The organism is Parabacteroides sp. AF19-14 (assembly GCF_003635485.1).
GTDB classification, from domain to species: domain Bacteria; phylum Bacteroidota; class Bacteroidia; order Bacteroidales; family Tannerellaceae; genus Parabacteroides; species Parabacteroides distasonis.
This window is the reverse complement of sequence record NZ_QTMJ01000002.1, coordinates 166167-188988: the sequence shown is the minus strand read 5'-3', so window position 1 is coordinate 188988 and position 22822 is coordinate 166167. Positions and strand designations below refer to the sequence as shown.

At 43.5% G+C, this 22822-nt stretch carries 20 protein-coding genes; 16 read left to right on the top strand and 4 right to left on the bottom strand.

The features are described from left to right. Positions 1-667 precede the first annotated feature (667 nt). Positions 668-1801 (bottom strand): 6-bladed beta-propeller, encoded by a 1134-nt coding sequence (locus DWX33_RS02525; protein WP_121961996.1) that lies wholly within the window; start codon positions 1799-1801, stop codon positions 668-670. A gap of 183 nt (positions 1802-1984) precedes the next feature. Here DWX33_RS02525 and DWX33_RS02520 point away from each other — a divergent pair, with 183 nt between their 5' ends. The 5 genes from DWX33_RS02520 (at position 1985) to DWX33_RS02500 (ending at position 7277) form a co-directional block, all read left to right on the top strand. Next, positions 1985-2329 carry a translation initiation factor gene (locus DWX33_RS02520; RefSeq protein WP_008773880.1) on the top strand — a complete coding sequence of 115 codons (345 nt, stop codon included), beginning with the start codon at positions 1985-1987 and terminating at the stop codon, positions 2327-2329. 12 nt (positions 2330-2341) lie between these two features. Beyond that, on the top strand, positions 2342-5509 hold the full coding sequence (locus DWX33_RS02515) for an exodeoxyribonuclease V subunit beta (RefSeq protein WP_122379782.1): 3168 nt from the start codon (positions 2342-2344) through the stop codon (positions 5507-5509). 72 nt (positions 5510-5581) lie between these two features. Continuing rightward, the gene (locus tag DWX33_RS02510; protein WP_005861238.1) at positions 5582-6244 is read left to right on the top strand and encodes a phosphatidylserine decarboxylase family protein; all 663 of its coding nucleotides are present in this window, start codon (positions 5582-5584) and stop codon (positions 6242-6244) included. Continuing rightward, positions 6241-6942, top strand: a complete 702-nt coding sequence (locus DWX33_RS02505) for a phosphatidylcholine/phosphatidylserine synthase (protein ID WP_122379781.1) — start codon at positions 6241-6243, stop codon at positions 6940-6942. The genes DWX33_RS02510 and DWX33_RS02505 overlap by 4 nt, the downstream gene beginning before the upstream one ends. A 56-nt stretch (positions 6943-6998) precedes the next feature. Next, positions 6999-7277 (top strand): DUF4834 family protein, encoded by a 279-nt coding sequence (locus tag DWX33_RS02500; RefSeq protein ID WP_005861240.1) that lies wholly within the window; start codon positions 6999-7001, stop codon positions 7275-7277. 3 nt (positions 7278-7280) lie between these two features. Here the strand turns inward: DWX33_RS02500 and DWX33_RS02495 are convergent, their stop codons facing one another. Together DWX33_RS02495 and DWX33_RS02490 are read right to left on the bottom strand one after the other, a co-directional pair. Continuing rightward, a complete protein-coding gene (locus DWX33_RS02495) occupies positions 7281-7721 on the bottom strand; it encodes a nucleoside deaminase (protein ID WP_008780688.1) in 441 nt (146 codons plus the stop codon). Then, entirely contained in the window at positions 7718-7945 is a 228-nt protein-coding gene (locus DWX33_RS02490) for a hypothetical protein (protein WP_005866807.1), read from the bottom strand. The genes DWX33_RS02495 and DWX33_RS02490 overlap by 4 nt, the downstream gene beginning before the upstream one ends. Before the next feature lie 69 nt (positions 7946-8014). On the opposite strand from DWX33_RS02490, the gene DWX33_RS02485 reads away from it, so the two are divergent. The 11 genes from DWX33_RS02485 to DWX33_RS02430 all read left to right on the top strand — a co-directional run bounded on the left by DWX33_RS02485 (position 8015) and on the right by DWX33_RS02430 (position 21334). Then, positions 8015-8380, top strand: coding sequence for a YraN family protein (locus DWX33_RS02485; protein ID WP_008773876.1), 366 nt, complete (start codon positions 8015-8017; stop codon positions 8378-8380). Between the two features lie 12 nt (positions 8381-8392). Beyond that, entirely contained in the window at positions 8393-8752 is a 360-nt protein-coding gene (locus DWX33_RS02480; RefSeq protein WP_005866809.1) for an MmcQ/YjbR family DNA-binding protein, read from the top strand. Then, a complete protein-coding gene (locus DWX33_RS02475; RefSeq protein WP_122379780.1) occupies positions 8739-9488 on the top strand; it encodes a biotin--[acetyl-CoA-carboxylase] ligase in 750 nt (249 codons plus the stop codon). Before DWX33_RS02480 ends, DWX33_RS02475 begins: the two co-directional genes overlap by 14 nt. 694 nt (positions 9489-10182) lie before the next feature. Continuing rightward, positions 10183-13470 (top strand): DUF6383 domain-containing protein, encoded by a 3288-nt coding sequence (locus DWX33_RS02465; RefSeq protein WP_122379778.1) that lies wholly within the window; start codon positions 10183-10185, stop codon positions 13468-13470. A gap of 1333 nt (positions 13471-14803) precedes the next feature. Next, positions 14804-15583: a ParA family protein gene (locus tag DWX33_RS02460; RefSeq protein WP_005861254.1), complete on the top strand. Its 780-nt coding sequence runs from the start codon at positions 14804-14806 to the stop codon at positions 15581-15583. Next, on the top strand, positions 15571-16458 hold the full coding sequence (locus tag DWX33_RS02455; RefSeq protein WP_008773872.1) for a ParB/RepB/Spo0J family partition protein: 888 nt from the start codon (positions 15571-15573) through the stop codon (positions 16456-16458). The genes DWX33_RS02460 and DWX33_RS02455 overlap by 13 nt, the downstream gene beginning before the upstream one ends. Continuing rightward, positions 16455-17165 carry a DUF5683 domain-containing protein gene (locus DWX33_RS02450; protein WP_005866821.1) on the top strand — a complete coding sequence of 237 codons (711 nt, stop codon included), beginning with the start codon at positions 16455-16457 and terminating at the stop codon, positions 17163-17165. Before DWX33_RS02455 ends, DWX33_RS02450 begins: the two co-directional genes overlap by 4 nt. 5 nt (positions 17166-17170) lie before the next feature. Further along, entirely contained in the window at positions 17171-18727 is a 1557-nt protein-coding gene (locus DWX33_RS02445; protein ID WP_122379777.1) for a lytic transglycosylase domain-containing protein, read from the top strand. 68 nt (positions 18728-18795) lie between these two features. Next, positions 18796-19854: a sensor histidine kinase gene (locus DWX33_RS02440; protein ID WP_195205620.1), complete on the top strand. Its 1059-nt coding sequence runs from the start codon at positions 18796-18798 to the stop codon at positions 19852-19854. Positions 19855-19860: 6 nt separating this feature from the next. Further along, a complete protein-coding gene (locus DWX33_RS02435) occupies positions 19861-20616 on the top strand; it encodes a LytTR family DNA-binding domain-containing protein (RefSeq protein WP_008773869.1) in 756 nt (251 codons plus the stop codon). A gap of 319 nt (positions 20617-20935) precedes the next feature. Next, positions 20936-21334 carry a hypothetical protein gene (locus tag DWX33_RS02430; protein WP_121772870.1) on the top strand — a complete coding sequence of 133 codons (399 nt, stop codon included), beginning with the start codon at positions 20936-20938 and terminating at the stop codon, positions 21332-21334. A gap of 102 nt (positions 21335-21436) precedes the next feature. Here the strand turns inward: DWX33_RS02430 and DWX33_RS02425 are convergent, their stop codons facing one another. Continuing rightward, positions 21437-22726: an O-acetylhomoserine aminocarboxypropyltransferase/cysteine synthase family protein gene (locus tag DWX33_RS02425; protein WP_122379775.1), complete on the bottom strand. Its 1290-nt coding sequence runs from the start codon at positions 22724-22726 to the stop codon at positions 21437-21439. Between the last annotated feature and the right edge of the window lie 96 nt (positions 22727-22822).

The following is a 22822-nucleotide window of genomic DNA, read 5'->3' as shown; positions in this document are numbered from 1 at the left end:
GAATTTTATTTCGAAAAAATATACAATAAGTCTGTTTTTTACCTGTTATAATTGCATAATATTGATATTTAACTATTTATGTAAACGAGACTTGGTCTCTTCGAATTTCTATCCATAGTATTTTGAATTACTATGTATAGTAGATCGGGTTTACTATAGATAGTAATCATGATTATTAGGGTATCTATTCTAAGGAAACATATAATGTGTACAATAACAAAAGATATTCCATATCTCTGGATAGCGGCATATGGTGTTCTAGTGTGTTAGATATTAAAGGTTCATTCGATAAATCTTTATGATGAGTTTTGAAAATGGAAATTATTCTTGAATATGATTGATTTATTTTGCTGTATTAATATTTTTTTCACGAACTTGCAACCGTACTTTTTCTAAGTCTATTTCCGCTGAATTGTGAGCATAATCTTATTATATCAATCTAAAAACACAAGAAAATGAAAAAATGTGTATCTATTCTAATTATCTTGTTGGGGGGGATTGGATTGTACATGCGGATGATGGAGACTTGAATTTTAAGTATAAAAGAAAAATGATTATTGATTTCGCTAAGAGATAATTGAATTTGAGGTTTACTCTGCCAGATCGAGTGTTTGAGGCGCTGATCCGGCAGAGTTTTTTTTGTGGGTGGAAGGAAGAAGTATTCTGGTTACTCTTCATTTTTGAAAACATATTTTACTAAGATTGGATTCTCTTCTTCCGAGTGCGATTGAATGATTCTTTGCTGATCCTCATTTCTTAGCTTCTCGGGAAATAGATCATTTAGTGGAAGCCCTCCTTCCGGGGTACAAAGGATGAAGTCTTCTCCGAAGTAGATCGGGTAAAGTTGCAAGCCTTCCTTGGTTCGCTCGAATTGAAGCAAATCATGTTTTTCCCTATTATAGAACAAGTGGATGTATTTGTTTTTACGGACAACCATGGCATATCGGTATCTCCTGTTTTGCCCTTGTGAATCTATTACATAATTTACGCTCTTGGAGGAATAGGCGTCCTTTACGTATTGGATTTGTTCTTGCTTGCTCATATTGGGACGAAACTTTAAATTCTCAATGTCATTGTTTAAATCTCCGAAATCCCAGCGATAAAGCTCAGTCAAGGTCGCTCCTGAAAGTGAATAAATCGTGTTAGTCAAAGATCTGCGGAGAGCGTGTGGGAATGGAAATACACCCCTGCAAAATATATCTTTTCTCTCTTCCGGGAAGTATTCATCGATTATCTCATTTCTTGATAGGGAATAGAACTTCAGGCGATTGTCATTATCATAGGTGAAGAAAGCGATCGTATCCTTGTTTTGGAACTGGAAAGAATTGTAGGTTCCAGTAATATCCGGAAGTCTCTTTTTCTCGATGAATTTACCCCCTAGGTCATAGAAAAAGAGAGCGTTGCTGACGGCGCAGAGTACTACAAGATTCCTGCGGACTGTATCGATCGCGAAATCAGATAGATTTAGGTACTGCCCCGGGCCGTCTCCTTTTTCGTTAAGCGCGAATTGGAAACGTCCCTCCCGGTCGAAAACGAAGATTTGGGATCTTCGATAATCATGGATATAATATCGGTCCTCAAAAAACTTGATCTGGGTTATATCACGGATCAGCGATTCCGGCGTTGTCTCCAGTGGGATGACTTGGATATCGGAGAATAGGTCTTTTGTGGAGATCTTATCTCTCCTTTCCAGATTCACGGTGATGATATCTGATTCCATATTTCTCTTTTCTTTAGATCCCGTACAAGAAAGAAAGAAAAATATGGATATCGCTGAATAGTAAATCAAACTACTCTTCATCTTATTGCTAGATTTAAGTGAAACCAAAATTAGAATATGTAAACGTAAGAAATAAATTATAATATTGGGTCACAAAAAGACGTGTTTTATTTCCCCGAAAAACATCATTGGGAGAAAAGAAATGCTTGTTTGCCTATTTCGGGATAAATCCGTAGCTTTGAACCATTAAAAACAATAGTATATATGAAGGATAACGACTGGAAAGATCGATTAGGCGTAATGTACTCCACGAATCCCGATTTTCAATATAATACGGGAGATACGGAGGAGGAAGATACGTTGCCGAAGGAGAAACAAGCTTTGCGTATTTCATTGGACAAACGGAACCGGGGAGGGAAGATGGTTACCTTGATCACCGGGTTCCGGGGCACTTCCGAGGATCTGACCGCCTTGGGGAAACTCTTGAAAGTGAAATGCGGCGTAGGCGGCTCCGCGAAGGACGGGGAGATAATCATCCAAGGGGACCTGCGTGCCAAGGTGTTGGATATCCTCCGGAAAGAGGGCTATTCGAAAAGCCGTACGATCTAATCCCCGATCGCTATGCTAACAATCTATAGGGCTTCCGCCGGGGCGGGCAAGACGCATAAATTGACAGGGGAGTACCTGATGTTACTCTTCTCCCAGCCGGGCGCTTTCCGCCGGATCTTGGCCGTGACGTTTACGAATAAGGCGACGGATGAGATGAAAACCCGTATCGTCCAAGAACTTTATCACCTTGCTTCCGGCCGCACGTCCGATTATATCCAGCTACTCTCTTCCGCCTATTCCTTAACGGAGCGGCAGGTGAGGGAGCAGGCCCGGAAGATTTTGGTCGCTATCCTGCACGATTACTCCGCCTTTAATATCAGTACGATCGACCGCTTTTTCCAGCAAACGATGCGTGCCTTTACCCGCGAGATCGGTTTGCAAGGCGGCTATGGCATCGAGATGGACCAAGAACTGGTCTTGACCGAGGCGATCGATAACCTGCTGGCCGATCTGGAGAAGCCGGAGAGCAAGGATTTGCTAGGTTGGTTGCTGCGTTTCGCCGAGGACAAGATCGAGGATGGTGGCGGCTGGAGCTTGCGGAAGGATATCATGTCGCTCAGTCGGGAGGTCTTTAAAGAGAGTTATAAGGCATTCAGCGAGGAGGTAGGCAGAGATATCGCGGATAAGCAGGCCCTTAATGCCTATAAGAATGAGCTATACGCCATTATCCGCTCCGTAGAGGCGGAGGCGAAACGTTTAGGAGAGGAGGGAGTGGCGTTGTTGAAACAGTTTGCGTTACAACCCTCGGATTTTAAGGGGGGAAGCCGTTCCCCGTTTTTCTATTTCGAGAAGCTGGCGAAAGGTGAGATGAAAGAGCCGACAGCCACGTTCCAAGCTTTGCCGGATAATCCGGAGGCCTATACGACCAAGACGACTCCACCGGGTCTCCGGCAGATCATCGGGTGTGTATATGAGGAAGGGTTGAATGCCTGCGTAAAGAATATCGTATCCCTGTTCGCCAACCTGACGGCCTATAACACGGCTCGGGAGATCGTGCGTTATTATTATACGTTAGGGATCTTAACCGATATCTCCCGGCAAATCGCCTCTTACCGGGAAGAAAAGAATGTGATGCTGATCGCCGATACGACCGAGTTGCTGAATAAGGTCATCAGTGGCAGCGACGCCCCCTTTATCTACGAGAAGACGGGTACGCACGTAGATCATTATATGATCGATGAGTTCCAAGATACCAGCGGCATGCAGTGGAATAATTTCCGGCCCTTGGTGGAGGAGAGTCTGGCGAATGGTAGGGCGAACTTGATCGTTGGCGATGTGAAGCAAAGTATTTATCGTTTCCGTAACTCGGATTGGAAGCTATTGGACGAGCAAGTCCGCAGGGATTTCGAGGAGGAACAGGTCCGTGAGGAAACCCTGATGGATAATTGGCGAAGCTGCCGCCATATCGTGGAGTTTAATAACGGGTTCTTCACCACCGCTCCGGCAATCCTGCAAGATCTATATAATGAAGCGTTGAAAACCTCCTCATTAAACGAGGAAGAACGCACGGCCTTTTTCACGAAGATCATGACCGCTTATGATAAGAGCATTCAGCGTGTCCCTCCCCCTTTCCAGAAGAAGGACGGACATGTACGGATCGATTTCTTGTCCGGCGATGAGGAGAAGAAGTGGGAGCAAGAGGCGATGGAGCGCTTGCCGGCTACCTTGGAGCGCTTGCAGGATAACGGTTACGCGCTAAAAGACATCGCCATACTCGTGCGTACCAATCAAGAAGGCGCTTTAGTGGCTGATACGTTGCTAGCCTATAAGGAAGAGCATCCGTCCGACCGGTACAATTACGATATCATCTCCGATGATGCCCTGTTCGTGGGTAGTTCTCCGGCGGTCCGTTTCCTGATCGCCGTATTGCGCTATTTGCGAAATTCGGAGGACCGGACGAACAGGAAATTGGCGATGTATGCCTATCAAGTATTAACCGGAAAATTCGGGGAGAGCGAGGCGGACGAGTCTGTTTTCCAAAACCTTCAGTCTATCTCCCGGCAATCCTTGTACGAGGTAACCGAAGGGCTCTTCCGTAACTTCTCCGCTTACTTCCCGGAAACGGAACAGGTATTCGTGCAAGCCTTTCTGGATATGGTTTCCGAGTACGCCCAAAAAGAAAGCGCAGATTTGAACCGTTTCTTGAGATGGTGGGACGAGACCGGTTATCGAAAGACGATCGCTACCCCGGATGGGCAAAACGCTATCCGCATCTTGACCGTACATAAATCCAAGGGCTTAGGTTTTAAGGTCGTTATCATTCCTTTCGGGGACTGGGAGATCGACCATAAGCCGACAAAGCCCGTTATCCTTTGGTGCCACCCGGAGAAGAAGCCGTTTGACCGCCTGCACTTAGTTCCTGTCCGTTACGGACAGATCCTGAGTAGCACGATTTTCGCCAAGGATTATTTCAAGGAACGTTTGCATGCTTTCATCGATAACTTGAACACCTTATACGTCGCTTTTACCCGTTCGAAAGAAGAACTGATCGTATTCTCCCCACGTCCGAGGAAGATCAACAAGGAAGGTAAGGTTGAGAAGATAACTTCCATCGCCGATCTATTGTGGGCGGGGGTGGAGACGGAGATCGGGGATGATACGTTTGAAATGGGTGAATGGTGGCGTCCAGCTTCGGGTAGAACGGCAGAAGATACCTTGGAGGAAATCCCCATGAGCCGCCTGTATTCCGTTTCCCCGGATGATCGTTTACAATTACGCCTGCATGGGAAAGGGTTCTTTTTCGATAATGCTAGGCGGAAGCACGGTACCTTGATGCATGAAGTATTGAGCCGGATACGTACGCCGAAAGATATTCCCGCTTCGGTCGAAAGTTATCGGTTAGCCGGGGTGATTAATCGGGAGGAAGCGGTGGAGTTAATCGACCGTCTGGAAGTATTATTGCAAGCGGAGGAGGTAAAGGCTTGGTATGATGGTTCCGCCCGTGTCTTGAATGAAGTGGATATCCTGTTCGGTAAAGGCTTGTCTAAACGTCCGGACCGGGTGATGATAAAAGGCGACAAGGTAATTGTCGTGGATTATAAATTTGGCGAACGGCAAGATAAACGCCATCCTAATCAGGTAAGAAATTACTTGCAATTAATCCGTAAAATGGGTTTCGAGCGGGTCGATGGATACCTTTGGTACGTAGAGTTAGGTAAAATAGAGGCAGTGAATAAGTGATATATTTTTGATATTCGGTAAAAATGAATATTTTTGCAGATTCTTAGTATAAAACGATACAGTCAAAGAAGAATGAAAGTACATAAAGAAGGAACTGGTTTACTACTTACGTTGTTTACAATATTATTTATTGTGAATATAACTTTGTACCATACGGTAGGTAAGGGTATGCTGTTTTATTCTGTCGCTTTTGTTTCTACCGTATTGTTCCTATTGGTATTAAACTTCTTCCGTAGTCCTTTCCGTCGGTTTCCTTATGATTCGGAAGGCTTGGTGATCGCTCCCGCCGATGGTACGATCGTTGCCATCGAGGAAGTGATGGAGAACGAGATCCTTCATAAGAAGTGCCTACAGATATCTATCTTTATGTCTATCTTCAACGTACATGCCAATTGGTTTCCCGTAAACGGTACCGTTAAGCATGTTTCCCACCAGAACGGGCGTTTTATGGCGGCTTATCTGCCGAAGAGTAGTACGGAGAACGAACGTTCGGCGGTCGTGATTACCACGAGGAACGGGGTGGATGTCTTGGCTCGTCAGATTGCCGGGGCGATGGCACGCCGCATCGTTACGTATGCCAAGCCGGGAGAGAAATGTCATGTGGACGAGCAAATGGGGTTTATTAAATTCGGTTCTCGCGTGGATGTCTACCTGCCGGTAGGAACAGAGGTGTTAATAGAGATGGATCAAAAAGTAACAGGCAATCAAACGCCTATAGCCCGTTTGTCAAAATGAGTATAAGAAAATATATTCCTAATACAATTACGTGTCTAAGCCTTCTGTCCGGTTGTGTCGCCAGTGTTATGGCCTTGCACGGAAATCTTTTATCTGCGTTGATTTGGATTATTATAGCCGCGGTCTTTGATTTCTGCGATGGCTTTGCCGCTCGTTTATTGAAGGCTTACTCGCCGATGGGAAAGGAATTGGATTCCTTGTCGGATATGGTAAGTTTCGGCTTCGCTCCGGGCATGGTGGTCTATTGGTTGTTGGGAGAGGCTTCTACGGCTTTGCCTTTTGGCTCTTTGAATACGTATATCCCTTATCTGGCGTTCGTGATCCCTACGTTTTCAGGTTTGCGTTTGGCTAAGTTCAATATTGATGAACGGCAAACTACCTCGTTTATCGGCTTGCCGGTTCCGGCGCATGCTTTATTTTGGGCTTCGGCGGGGTATTCTGTTTTACCGGTTGTCCATGCGAATGAAGGCTTGTTCGTGTTGGTGACTGTTATCTTGGCGTTTATTACCTCCTTGCTGTTGGTGTCTGAGATACCGATGTTCTCGCTGAAGGTGAAATCCTTAGCGTGGAAGGGTAATGAGCTTCGCTATATATTGATCGCTTGTGCCATTATTTTCGTGGCGTTATGGGGATTCTTGGGAATCTCTGGAACCATCCTGTTATATATAGTCTTGTCTATTTTTAACAAAAAGGGATAAACAAGAATTCTTATCTTTGTGTTTGTGATAGTAAAGAATCATTTAAGTATCGGATTATGTTTAAGTTTTTGTTTGTAATATTCTTTTTCTTTATCCTGTTGGTGTTTCTGATGGGTTTCTCCATCTTGCGTACCTTTAAGAACATCTTTTTTGGTAGCGGAAACAGCACTCGTAAGGGAGAACAACGTCGTCAAACAAATAGCAATACTTCCGGACATCGTTCTACGACTACTACCGCCCGGGACGATGATGATGATCGTACACCTTATGTGCACCGTAAGAAGATATTCGCCAAGGATGAAGGGGAGTATGTGGATTACGAGGAAGTTAAATAGAGCTTAGCGTCTTTGCTTAAAGAAACGCTGCATTTCTTCCGCGCACTCTTTTTCAAGGATACCTTTTTTGATAATCGCTTTCGGATGGAAGGCTTGAGGGGCGAATTTGGAGAAACCTCTTTTATCATCGGATGCCCCGTATACGATCGTACTTAATTGTGCCCATCCGATCGCGCCGGCACACATTATGCAGGGTTCCACGGTTACGTATAGACTACAATTTGTCAGGTATTTCGCTCCTAAGACTCCGGCGGCGGCCGTAATCGCCAACATCTCGGCATGTGCGGTCACGTCGTTCAAGCATTCGGTTTGATTATGCGCCCTCGCTATGATCTGGTTGTTGCAGACGATAACAGCTCCTACGGGAACCTCACCCTCGGACGCTGCCGCACGAGCTTCCACCAACGCTTGCTTCATGAAATATTCGTCATTGAAAGGATTCATCTTCTCATCTCATTTTCGTTGAAAAGAGTCGGATAATCCTCCTCCAAGGTCTTGAGGATGTGAGAAAGGATCGTCTCTCGGTACCAACGGGACTTATTCTCGATCTTGTAGCGTGAAAGGTAACGTTTTACCGCTTTATGCTCTTCGTCATTCAGCATAAAGGTCACTTTGTGTACCCTCGGATGATTGGGGTGAGCCGATGAATATTTACGTTCTTCTCTCATACATTTGCAAATGTACGAGTGAATAGCCGAATAACAAAGAAAATGGCTATATTTGTGCAAATTAATGCGATGGCAAGACAGAACGATATGGGTCGGGAAGGTGAGTCTGAGGCTCGTGCCTATCTGGTAAAACATGGATATAACGTGTTGCATACCAATTGGCATTGGCATCATTATGAACTGGATATTATCGCTGTCAAGGAAGATGAGTTAATCGTGGTGGAGGTAAAGACACGCTCTGAGGATTTTTTGCTTTCACCGGAAGATGCGGTAGACACCAAGAAGATTCGGAGGATTGTCGCCGCTGCGGATGCCTATGTCCGTTATTTTAATATAGACTTACCAGTCCGTTTTGATATCGTGACATTGATCAAGAAAGAGACGGGTTTCCTGATCGACCATATCGAAGATGCTTTCTATGCTCCTTGCCGTTAAAAGATAAAAGTTATGAATATAGAAGAAGTACGTGAATACTGCCTTTCCTTGAAGAATACCATCGAGTGTTTCCCGTTCGATGAGGTATCGCTGGTCTTTAAGGTAGAGAATAAGATGTTCCTGCTGCTTCCTTTGGATGCGGAGGAGCCTCATGTCTCCTTGAAATGCAGTACGGACTATGTGGAAGAGTTACGGGAACGGTATACGGCGGTTGAGCCGGCTTATCATTTTAATAAGAAATACTGGAATAGCATTTATCTGGATCGGGATATGGAGGACGAGGAGGTTAAACGTTGGATCTTCCACTCTTACCGGGAGGTGATCGCTAAACTACCAAAAAATATAAGGGAGATTTATAATGATGAGCACTGATAATGAATCTCCCCGCATCTTGCGTGTGGTGGAAACCACTTCTACGAATAGCCTGCTTCGTGAGTTGATCATCAAAGAATCTCTTCCGGAAGGAAGTGTAGTTGTCGCTGATTTCCAGACAGCCGGACGTGGGCAGATCGGGAATGTCTGGGAGTCTGAGGCGGGAAAGAACTTGATGTTTAGTACAGTCCTGTACCCTACGTGCATCCCGGCAAATCGCCAATTCTTGATTTCTCAAATAGCGGCCTTGAGCGTGAAAGAGACGTTAGACTTATATACGGATCATGTCACAGTGAAATGGCCGAATGATATTTATTGGAAAGATAAGAAGATTTGCGGAATGTTGATCGAGAACGATCTATCAGGGCATAATCTATATTGCTCCATCATCGGGATCGGCATAAACTTGAATCAAGCGGTGTTTCGGGGAGATGCTCCGAATCCTGTTTCCTTGTTTCAAATAACAGGCAATGAAGTAAACCGGGAAGAGGTTTTAGATCGTTTCCTCTCAGTATTCTATCGCTATTATTTATCTCTCCTCCAAGAGGAATACGAGGATATTCGTATCCGCTATCAATTCGCGTTGTATAGAAGGGAGGGCTATCATGCCTATAGGGATGAGGCGGGAGAATTCGAGGCCTGTATCCATGATATTGAATCAACCGGGCATCTTTTGCTAGCGTTACGGGATGGAAGCATCCGTCGTTATGCTTTTAAGGAGGTTTCTTATTGTTAGTGACCTCTCTTGGCGCAAATCTGGGATTTTTGCGAGGGCTTTCTCCTATGTTCTTCTTTCCATCTAAGTAGCTCGTTTATAGAATCTCTTTTCATGTTAGTCGTTTGAGTGATCACAAAAAATGAACGAATTTGAAGGATGAGGCTTTTGATGTAGGTCTGATAGGGATGATGTGTATTGGGATTGGGTGTGAGGAAGGCTCGGTAACGGGCGAGGATTTTGGGAGTAGTTATACTTACTCGGTTGGGGAAGTATATATCCTTTGGCACTTGCAGTATATATCCTATGGGGAGGTAAATAGTACTTTGTATCCTTTCAAGATACGGTAATTCCAGTGGAAGTAATCTTTATAACATAAATAATAATGTACGTGTACATTATATTTATGTTGATTGGTGGTTGAGGGATTATTATGCTTGGCCTTGGTTAGAGAATGGCTTTTATGGAGTGGGGGATATAGGTAAGGGATGGGTAGTTCGTGGTTATAATCCGCTATTTCGTAATGAATAGCCTATTTGATTGATAAGAAAGCGTGTAGGATGACAAAAAAATAATAGGGAAGATTTGCGCGAATCGAAGAAACGCGTACCTTTGCAAATGATAGATAAAGTCGGCTGCCAATATTATGGTTTTGTGAAGGCAGCCCAATGAACGAGCTTATTACACTTTAGTATTAATATTAAATTATTTAATTATGAACAAAAAGTTTTCTACTCTTTTGGCTGGTGCTGCACTGTTAGGTGCGGTCTCGGCTAATGGTGCCATTAAACTGAATGAAGGAGCGAACAGCGGCCTTTATCAACTTAAGGCCGGTACGCAATTCTTGAGCATTACAGAGACTACGACGGGTGCTGATGAAATCAAAATGGTTGATCACACTTCAGCAAACTTAGGTGGTACAATGTGGTGCGTAACAGTTAACTCTGAGAATCAAGGACAGAATCCAAAGTTTGACTTTACGAACAAAATCGGAAAATTCTTAGGTCTTGACATTAACAAGATCGCTGGTAAGGCTGAATCTCCGTTAGTTTCTGTTCCAGCTGTTGTAGGTGGTGACCTTTCTGGTTGGAAATTCTCTCCGGTATTTAAGAATGGTGTTGAGAAATCAGTAATCTATTCTTATTTCACGAATGACTCTGTAATCGGTTTGAAAGTGAACGGGTCAGCGATAGAGATGGTTAAAACTATTGCTACCTCTGCTGGAATCACTGCTGCTAAGTTTACTGAGTTTGAATTGGTTGAAGCTGATAAATTACCTATTTTAGGTGTCGATGAGTTAAACACTATCTTCGGTACTCAAGATAAGAAAGCTGGAATCACCTTGAAGTTTACTCCGGATGTATTAGGTGATGGTGCTGTGAATCCATTTGTTGAAAAGAAGTTTACTGTTGAGGCAACAGCTGATGCTGCCGACATTTCTACTACTAAGGCTTATTTCCATGTGTTGAGATCAGACTCTTCTTATTTGTATGTGGATACTGCTTATACGAATGCGGTAGGTGGAGCTAAGTTCTTAGCATACAACTGGAGCAAATTGAAAGATACGTATAAGACTGGCACGAAGACTCATGCTACTCCGAAGGATTCAATTGAAGCTTCTGATTTGAAAGACCAATATAAGTTTATGTTTACTTATTGGCCTTCAAACGATAGCTTAGAGATCCAAGTTAAGCAAGTCACATTGAAGGAAACATCTGCTGGTGTTGCTGTTGATTACTGGAATGATGCTACTGCTGCCAAAGAGACAGATCAGCATATCTCTTTGCAAGAGTTGCTTAAAGATAAGGTTCGCATCTTGACTGTCGATAAAGATCAAAATACTAAGATCGAGTTAGGTTTCTCTGGTTGCAAGGCTATGCCGACAACTAAGACAACTGTTGCTGATGGCGTTTATTTGATCAAAAACAATAAGACGGGTAAGTTCTTGGCATCTCCGATCCATAATAACGGTGGTTCTGCAGAATGGGTAACTTTGGATTTGCAGGATGCTAATCATATGCCAGCTTATCAATGGGTTGTATTGAAGAATAATGTAACCGATAAGAATAATATCTCTCCGGTTAAGGCTATCAACCGTGAGTTCGATAATACTGCTGTTAATATCGCTTCTATGCAATTGAACAAGGCTGAGGGTGCTTCTTATATGTATGTTTCTGCAGCTGCTGGCGCGATAGCAACAACTGACTCATTGGAATTCATTCCTGTTGCTAAGGAGATTTATACTAACAAGTATATTGGTTACAAGCACTTGACTGAAGATGAGTTGATCACTAACAAGTATACATTCAACTATTGGCATCCGTATGCAGATGATAAGTTCATTGGTGTTAAGGACTCTACAATGAATGTATTGGAAGGTAAGAAGGCCTTCACTATCAAGTCTTCTTATAAAGAACATGCTTATGGTTATGCTCCGACTGATGAGGTTGCTGGTAACGCAGATAAGAAGATTACAGGTCGTATCCCGGGCTTGGTACAGCCGGTAAGAACAATGTATATCATCATGGACGGTGATAAGACATTCCGTAATCACGGTAGAGCTGTTGAGAACAAGTATATCTTGAGCAAGCACTATGCTGATACAAAGACTGACTCTGTTTACTTCAAGGAGAATAATGATATTAAGGGTATTCACTATTATGCTATTGTTGAGGCTGCTGAAGATGGTAAGATTAATTCTGCTAGCCAAGAAAAGGCTGGTGTATCTGACTACGATGCTACCGCTACTTTGAAAGCTCAAGTATTGGGTGAGACTCGTACCTCTGCATTTGCTATCGCTCCGGACAACACTCCGTTGTATCGTCATTTCAACAACGCCGCTTTAGGTGAGAATACTGATGACTCAACTGATAGCTTGATCTTCGTTGAAAAGATCCGTAAGGAATACTTGATGGATGAGTGGAACAAGAACTTGACAGCTGAGACTGTTGATTACGCAGGTATCTGGGCTAAGGATAAAGCAAATGGTAAGTTAGCGTTTACTGTAGATACAGCTTGGGTTAAACGTGGTTCAGGTTTGGTTAAACCTCAATATTTGATCTCTGTCGCTCGCGATGATCAAGACGCTATTCCGGGTGTTCCTTGTACATATGAGCATAATCACTATGATAACGCAGGTAACAAAGTTGATGCCGCACATTGTTCTCACGCAACTCAAGGCCGTGAAGGCTTCATCTACGGTAAGTACTTGGTAAGCTTCGCTGACTCAGTGATTGCTAAGAAATTCAAGACTCCGTACATGGATATCGATGGTGGTTACACTCGCGTAGGTTTCGTGAAAGCTATTAAGGTTGGTGATAGCTTGGTTGTTTTGACAAATGGTTTCGAGAAGATGGAACCTGCTAAATTAGATACTGCTACTATCTTCAAGAACTATCGTGACAATAAGTTGACTAACTTTATCGTTGACTTGACTGGTGACAATCACAAGAATGTAACTTGGTCATTCCGTTATGTAAATCCTGATAAGGCTGGTTCTGTAGATAAAGAAGGCGAAGCTAATGAATTCTTGTTCGAGTCTAATATTTACTCTGAGGCTGCTAATGCTGCTGTTACAGGTAATGCTGGTAAGGCTGCTGCTGGTTATGACAAGGTAGTTTCTGGTTCAATCGCTCCTGAGTTTGCTGCATGGTTAAAGATGCAGAATGGTTGCTTGGTATTAACTCGTGGTGATTCTCAGTTCTCTGCTGCTAAGACTGGTAGCGACGGTGCATTGGTATTCAACGCATACCAGAAAGATGAAGCTGACGATATGGTAACTTCTAACGACGAAGTAGCTGTAGAAGGTGTATCCGTAGTAGCTGGTAACGGTACTGTAACTGTTCAAGGTGCTGCTGGTAAGTCAGTAGTTATCACTAACATCTTAGGTAAGGTTGTTGCTGAGACAGTTCTTACTTCAGACAACGCAACTATCGCTGTACCTGCTGGTATCGTAGCTGTAGCTGTTGATGGTGAAGAGGCTGTTAAGACGATCGTTAAATAAGTAGAAAACTGATCGAATTTCCGTAAGGAAAGACACAGTTCATAAGATAGAGCTCCGTCGATGTACTTCGGCGGGGCTTTTGTGGTTTTGCCTATTTGTCTGGGTGTAAGCGAAACCGCAGTTATCCGAACTTTTTGATGGATAAATGGGGATATGCGTGACAAAGCCCTCTTGTAAAGACGCAGAAATAGAGGGAAAGCGGTGGCTTCAACGGGCGTTTTTGACAGGAAAAGTCCCCTTTTTGCACACGATAGGCGGTTAAAGCATATGCGATAGGTCGCGTTGGGCAACGCCAGTAGTGCCGTTGGGCATCGTAAGTAGTCAAGAATAGGGTTGTCAATACTCTAGAATGGGCATCGTAACCCTGTTACCTCCCGGTCGTAACCCTATGGAATCGCTCGAAGAACTCAATGGATATGAATTACGATGAATAAATCTCGCTAGAATGAAAGGCCATTTTTCGATAAAGGATTGTTATGCAGATGATTGTCGAATTTTTTTCTCGTATTTGCGCACGAACTGTCCGTATGCCCGGAAAAATCGATTCTCCGGGAGTTGATATTACAAATTGTCAGAATGATAATTGCGAAAATCCTCAAAGGGGAAGGCTAAGAATAAATAAATAAACATTGCTGATGTATTTTGATGAGCCCTTTTGTTTTTCGATATGAAAATATATTCTAACTTTGCATTAATCACTAGGCTTGCCTGTGATTAGAGAATTTTCTCGAAAGTCGGGTTATTCTTCGTAATTATCCGGTAGAGTATAAGAAGATCTCCTCTTTTTTTATTTTCCAGTGTGATGATGGAGTACATTCCACCTTTGAGACTTATCGCTTGATTCAATGTAAAAGACCTCTGCTTACGGAACTAGAGTATAACTATAGGTGGTCTGGAAGTATTTCGCCAAAGATCAGTTCGGAAAATCAACGTATAGAGGAACTAGCCTGTAGGACGGACGATAATTACCATACCGCTATTATTAAGTTCAAGAAACCTCTCACTTTTAACGAAAGCGCTGTTCTCCATATAAAAACAAGCAATGATGACGCAAAAGGAGATGCTCTCTCGTCCGGACGCAGGGTATTATTATCGTATTGATTGGGAGAAATAAGATGTGAGAGGAGCCTCTGTTTGTTTAAAACTTCGTTATCATTTCCAAAAAAACACCTATATACCAGCCTTATAACCCTCTATTTGATTTATTCTGCTTATATTTGCGAGTTATCAACAGTTAGGGCGATTTATCAACAAAACAAGCATTGTTTTGATTGAACCCTGTTTGGTTCAGTTTTTAATGTTTAGTTTTGCCCTCGAATTAATTAGGTATAGTATGGGAAAGATTATCGCTTTAGCAAATCAGAAAGGTGGAGTCGGGAAGACAACCACCACGATTAATCTGGCTGCGTCATTGGCCGCTCTTGAGAAAAAGGTGCTGGTCGTAGACGCTGATCCGCAGGCGAATGCCTCATCCGGTCTGGGTGTGGACATACGTAATGTAGAACTTTCTATCTATGAATGTCTGGTGAACGGTGAGGACGCGAGTGGCGCTATCACACAGACTGAAGTGGAAGGACTGGATATCATCCCCTCTCATATCGATTTGGTGGGAGCGGAGATCGAGATGCTAAACTTGGAGAATCGTGAACGGATATTGAAGCAGATATTGACACCGCTGAAAGAGAAGTACGATTTTATCCTGATCGACTGCTCTCCTTCTTTGGGATTGATAACCGTGAATGCCTTGACAGCCGCCGATTCGGTGATCATCCCGGTACAATGCGAGTATTTCGCCTTGGAAGGTATCAGTAAGCTGTTGAACACGATCAAGATTATCAAATCAAAGCTGAACCCGGCACTGGAGATAGAGGGATTCCTCTTGACTATGTATGATTCCCGCCTGCGTTTGGCGAACCAGATTTATGAGGAAGTGAAACGTCCGTTCCGCGATTTGGTATTTACTACCGTGATCCAACGAAACGTGAAGTTGAGCGAGGCTTCCAGTTACGGTAAACCTGTCTTATTGTATGACGCGGATTCGAAAGGATCTATCAACCATATGCAGTTGGCACAGGAGATTGTTGAAAAAAATAAAGGATTATGGCAGCATTAAAAAGATCGGCGTTAGGCCGTGGATTAGACGCGTTAATTACGATGGATGACCTGAAGACAGGTGGTTCATCGTCTATTAGTGAGATCGAGTTAAGCAAGATCCAGCCTAATCCGGAACAACCTCGATCCGTCTTTGAGGAAGAGACCTTGGAGGAGTTGGCTACCTCTATCCGTTCGTTAGGCGTGATACAGCCGATTACGTTGAAGGAAATCGGCCCCGAGCAATATATGATCATCTCTGGCGAACGCCGTTATCGTGCGTCGCTTAAAGCAGGTTTGGAGCGTATTCCCGCTTATATTAAGACGGCGGCCGACGAGAACGTGGTGGAGATGGCTTTGATAGAGAATATCCAACGAGAGGACTTGAACTCTATCGAAATCGCGTTAGCTTATCAAAAATTAATCGATAATTACGGCTTGACCCAAGAGGGGTTGAGCGAAAGGGTTGGAAAGAAGCGTGCTACGATCGCCAATTACCTTCGTTTGTTGAAACTTCCCGCCGAGATCCAAGTAGGATTGAAGGACAAGAAGATCGATATGGGACATGCCCGGGCATTGATCCCGGTGGATGATCCGGAGGTTCAATTAGCTTTATATGAGCAGATATTGGCTCAAGGACTCTCCGTTCGTAACGTGGAGGAGATGGTGCGTAATATAGCCGAGGGAATACAACCGGAATTGCCGGAAAAGAAAAAATCGGATCGTAAGCCGATACTTCCGGAAGAGTTTAAATTGCTGAAAGATCATTTGTCCCGTTACTTCAATACGAAAGTCCAGTTGACTTGCAATGAGAAGGGAAAAGGTAAAATTACGATTCCTTTCGCCACGGAAGAAGAGTTGGAGCAATTGATCGGGTTACTGGATAAATTGAAATGAGAAATCGAATCATACTCCTTTTGATCGGATTCATGTGCTATGCCGGGATGGGTAACGCACAGGAGGATAAGACGGAGAAAGCCGTTCCTGCTATAGTTTCCGATTCCGTGGAGGTAGCTGCCCCGGATTCTACCGTGCAAGCCGTCTTGATGGCGGCCGATTCGGTGGGCGTACCGGAAGTGAAGATGAAGCTGGCTTTTAAGCCGAATCCGACAAAAGCGGTCTTGTTCGCCTTGGTTCCGGGTCTGGGACAGATCTATAACCGGAAATATTGGAAATTACCGATCGTTTACGGTGGCTTGATGGGATGTATGTATGCCGTGACTTGGAATAATAAGAATTATAAGGATTATTCGACGGCTTATAAGGATATCATGTATGATGCCGCTAAGAATCTGGAAAATCCGGATGCTTGGAGTAAAAGTTGGCAAGACTTGACTTCCATGGCTCCTGAGGATGCGATTAATAATTCAAATTTCAAGGATCAATTGAAAAGACAGAAGGATTATTTTCGTCGATATAGAGACTTAAGTATAATTATTACGGTCGGGGTGTATGCGTTGAGTATCGTGGATGCCTACGTGGATGCCCAGTTATTCGATTTTGATATATCACCGGATTTATCCTTGCATTTGGAGCCGGTTGTTAGTCCGAAGACGAGTGTCACGCCTCGTACTTACGGATTGAATTGCAGTCTAAAATTCTGATATACATGAAAAGATACCTGCTAGCACTCATTTGTTTAAATTGTTTGGTCTCATTGGTCTATGCGCAGGAAGAGACCCGAATTGAGGAAAAAGATACCTTAAGCTCGCTGGAGTCTGAGGTCGGATTGATTCCGGAAAGCTTGGATGCGAACGTGGATAGTTTGCTCCGTACTTGGCATGTGCAATATTTCTCAAAAAGAGAGGACTTTTGCCATGATGACGACGAGAATGTCTATTTCCCGGATTCGGTCTATATCGACCGCCTGTCTAGGCTTCCCAGCGTGATCGCTTTGCCCTATAATAATATAGTGCGTGATTGTATTGACTTATATGCGGAGCGTAAACGAAATTTAGTGCGTTATATGCTGGGGATGGCGGACTTTTATTTTCCGATAATCGAGCAGGTGTTGGATGAGCATGGCCTGCCTATTGAATTGAAATATCTCGCCGTCGTGGAAAGTGCCTTGAATCCGGTAGCCCTCTCTCGAGTGGGCGCTTGTGGTTTATGGCAATTCATGCTTCCTACGGGTAAGAGCTATGGCTTGGAGATTAATAGCTTGGTGGACGAGCGCCGGGACCCCTTGAAAGCGACCGAGGCCGCTTGTAAGTATTTCAAGGATATGTACGCTATCTATGGGGATTGGAATTTAGTGTTGGCATCTTATAACTGCGGGCCGGGCAACGTGAATAAAGCGATCCGTCGTTCGGGGGGCAAGACGGACTTCTGGGATATCTTCCCTTATTTACCGAAAGAGACTCGTTCATACGTCCCCTTATTTATCGCCGCCAATTACGTCATGAATTATTATTGCGAGCATAACATCTGTCCGATGCAAACCAGCTTGCCGCTAGCCACGGATACGGTCATGGTGAATAATGCCCTACATTTGCAGCAAGTATCGGATCTATTGCAAGTAGATATTGAGACGTTGCGTGCGTTAAATCCACAATATAAAAGAGACATCGTTCCGGGTAATACCCGCCCTTCGGTCTTGAAACTACCTGCGGCGGAAACCTATGCTTTTATCGATAAAGAAGATACGGTCTATACGCATCGGATCGAGGAACTGTTGGCGAATTGCATTTCCGCGAATAACTCTAATGGCTCTTTACCAAGTGGTGCGACCCGGGAAAAAATCACCCACGTGGTATTGAGTGGTGAGAATCTTTATACGATCGCTAATCGCTATGGAGTGACAGCGAAAGATATCCGTAAATGGAACGGGCTAGGCTCCAACCGGGTAGCGAAAGGAAAACGGTTAAGATTATATGTAGATAATGGGGGTGTCGCTTTTGCCTCGGCTACCAAGACTCCGGTGAAATCAACTACCGTGACTGCGAAATCGACTGCGACAACAACGAAAAAGTCGGCTTCCGTCGCTACAAAACAGATCGCTTCCGCCAATAAAGATTTTGTCTCTTATAAGGTTAAATCGGGAGATTCACTTTATTCGATTTCCAAGAAATACCCTGGGGTTACCGCTTCTTCCTTACAAAAGGTGAATGGGCTGTCAAGTCCGGATATCCGTCCGGGCCAAGTACTGAAGATACCGGTAGGATGATCATTCGGGGATAAATTCGTCTTTAACTCTTTTTTTTCGCTTTCTTCGTGCACTGGAAAAGGATGTGAATGATTTTTTATTCCTTTGTATACGAAAAAAGATACAATCGTATGGGTTCATTGGATGAAAAGATATCAGTGGTCAAGGCTAAACCTTGGTTGGTCAGTTTGGTTTGCGCGGTGTTTATCGCCTATCCGAATTTGGCATGGATCTTTTGTGACATGAGCTATCTGGCTCCGAACGATCATCAAGGGTTTTTGCTCTTCTTTGGGTTCCGTTTTCTTTACTTTTGGGGACTTATTTGGTTTTTGCTGAAAAGTAACTTGAGGCACGAGGATTGTACCTCCTTCTTCGAGCGGTTGCTCAGGAATGCCCTGTACGTTTCCGGAGGCTTTGTTGTCTATAAATTGATCTCCTTCCTGACTATTAGTTATGATCGTTTTTTGAGTATCATTATCTTCCAGTTTATCGTGTTGGCGTTGTTATGTACCTTGATCGGCTATATACAAATGCTATATCACAATCAACGGGAAAAGGATCAATTGATCGAGAATCTGCGTGTCGAGAATTTGCAGAGCCGCTGCGATGCATTGGTGAACCAGATCAATCCGCATTTCTTTTTCAATTCATTGAATGGAATCTCCTCCTTGATACGGAAGAAAAACGATGAGAATACCTTGTTGTATGTTACGAAATTGTCCGATATATTCCGTTATATCCTTCAGAGTGATAAAAAGAATTTGGTACTACTGTCGGAGGAGCTTGCGTTTATAGAGGCTTTTCAGCATGTAATGGTAGTCCGTTTCGCCAATAAGCTTACTTTTACGATCGAAGTTCCCGAAGATAAGCGGAACTTGCGAATTCCCGTATTATCTTTGCTTCCGTTGGTAGAGAACGTGACGGTACATAATATTATAGACAGCGAGCACCGGATGGATATCTTGATCCGGCTGAACGAGCGAATGGAACTGGTTGTTTCTAATCCAATCTATCCGAAATTGACCTTACCGGATACGAATGGAACCGGGCTTAAGAATCTGGAGAATCGTTTCTTGCTATTAATGAATAAACAAATACGGGTAGAATCTGATGAGGATGAGTTTCAGGTATACCTACCCCTAAAATGATGCTATATGAGAATACTGATCGTAGAGGACGAGACCGCCGCCTATGAGAACTTAGCGGATATGTTGGTTACAATAGATCCCACGATTGAGATCATGGGAAATACGGAGAGTGTCCGGCAAACGGTACGTTGGCTGCAAGCCAATCCGAGGCCGGATTTGATTTTTATGGATATTCATTTATCGGACGGTTCCGCTTTCGCTATTTTTGACCAGATAGAGGTGGAGGCACCGATTATCTTTACTACGGCGTACGATCAATATGCGATCGACGCTTTCAAAGTAAACAGCATAGACTATATCTTGAAGCCGATTAAGCCGGAAGAATTGAAACGGGCCTTAGATAAGTTTAGCCGATGGAATCATCAAGATATCATCCATTATTTATCCCAATTAACACAGTTGTCTACTACTCCTAAATACAAGGATAAACTACTGATTCCTGTTAAGGATAAATTGTTGCCTATTAGCTTGAAAGATGTGTCTTGTTTCTATACGGCTGATAAGAGTACATATGTTTATTTAAAGACTGGTAATTCGTATCCATATGCTAAAACATTGGAACAGATAATTTCTTCTTTAAGTCCTGCTGATTTTATCCGTGCGAATAAACAATTCATCATTTCTCGTGATAGCGTGAAGGACATAACAATTTGGTTTGATAGCCGTTTGCTCGTTACTTTGGATATAGAAGTGCCTGAGCGTATATATATTAGTAAAAATAAGGCATCCGAGTTTAAGTCTTGGATAGTAAGTCTGGAATGATAATTAAATAGAAATGCCGGTTCTCTTAAAGCCGGTATTTTTTTGCCCTTTTCGTGTTCAATCCCCATTTTTTCCTTTTCGTCAACAATCGGAAACTTCCTATCCGATAATTCTTCATCTTTGCAATACAAACAAGGAGATACATCAATAAGATGTAAGTTGAAATTTTGATGTTAATCCGAGTTTTATCATACAAATTAGATAGGTTAATAGGTTTGTAAAAAAGGATTAGTCCGAAACAAAAGAATGTTTAGGCTATCTTCTCTAAAATGAGTGTTTGTTTTGTGAATAGTTTTGTAATAGGTAAATTGTAGGTATTATGAGAAAGTTAATTATGGCGGTAGCGGTTTTGGGAATGAGTGCTACAATGAATTTTGCGAAAGCGCAATGTGTGAATGAATATGGGAATAAAGAACCGTTTGCGGTAGAGTTTAGCCGATTGAGTTCTTATCTAGGATTGGCTCCTTACCAAATGGAGGAGGTACTTAACATTAACGATTATTTTGTACAAGAACAAAGAAAGAGTTTGAGCAAAGACCTGAAGCGTCAGAATGAACGATTGCAAAAAGCCGTGTACGGCAATTTGAAGCTGATGAAAGAGGCGTTGACTGCCGATCAGTATCGCAAGTATGTCATATTGTTAAATGTAACTAACAACAATAACCGATTAACCGGAACTGTGACATTTACGGATATCTATTTGGCTGAGAATAAATGAGTGTAACCTTGGCTCGATGTGATGTTGATTAGAAAGGCGATCCTTGTGTCGAACAGGGATCGCCTTCTTTGCTTCTGTCCTTTTCCTTTTGGAAGTGCGCTATCAGATTTTAGCGAAAGCTTGATCCAGATCATCTATAATATCATCTATATATTCGGTTCCGATGCTCAAGCGTACGGTGGATGGTGTTATGTGCTGTTGGGCAAGTTCTTCCGGACTCATCTGGGAATGAGTGGTCGTGTATGGATGAATGACAAGGCTCTTTACATCGGCGACATTCGCTAGTAGGGAAAAGATCTCCAGTGAGTCGATGAATTTCCAAGCGGCTTCCTGCCCGCCTTTGATCTCGAAGGTGAAGATACTGCCGGCACCATTCGGGAAATATTTATTGTAAAGTTCATGGTCCGGATGGGTAGGAAGTGATGGATGATTCACTTTTTCTACTTTCGGATGTTTTGATAAATAATCCACGACTTTCAATGCGTTTGCTACATGGCGTTCCATGCGTAGGGATAAGGTCTCTAATCCTTGCAACAAGATAAAAGCATTGAAAGGAGAGATTGTTGCCCCGGTATCGCGAAGAATGACCGCACGGATACGGGTGACAAAGGCGGCGGAACCTGCTACGTCCGCAAATATGGCTCCATGATAACTTGGGTCTGGTTTGGCTAATGTAGGAAACTTATCGGCATTCGCCTTCCAGTCGAAAGTACCTCCATCTACAATTACGCCTCCTAGACTACTGCCATGTCCCCCTATGAACTTTGTGGCGGAATGGATGACGATGTCAGCTCCATGTTCGATCGGACGAATCAAGTAGGGGGTTCCGAACGTATTGTCTACGATTAATGGAATATGGTGTCGGTGGGCGACTTCCGCTACCGCATCCAGATTCGTTACGTCAGAGTTAGGATTCCCGAATGTCTCTACATAAATGGCTTTCGTGTTTTCCCGGATGGCTGCTTCTAATGCGTTTAGGTCATTTACATTGATAATCGTATTAGTAATGCCTTGGGAGGCCAGTGTATGGGTGATCAGGTTGAAGGAACCGCCATACAAATTATCGGCCGCGATAATATGATCTCCTGCCCTCACTATGTTCTGTAACGCATAGGTGACAGCCGCTGCTCCTGAAGCCACGGCCAAACCTGCCACACCTCCTTCTAAGGCAGTTACACGTGCCTCGAAAACGCCTTGCGTGGAGTTTGTCAAACGTCCGTAAATATTCCCCGCGTCACGTAGGCCGAAACGGTCTGCTGCATGTTGTGCGTTATGGAATACATAGGAAGTTGTTTGATAAATGGGTACCGCACGTGCGTCGGTTGCGGGATCCGGTTGTTCTTGTCCTACATGAAGTTGTAATGTCTCGAAATGTAACTTCTTTGTTGCCATAGTCATCTTGTTTATTTAGTTCTTATTCTGTTGGCAAATGTATGATGTGTGTGCTTTTTGAACAAGATTCGTTGAGAATATAGAAAATAATACTAT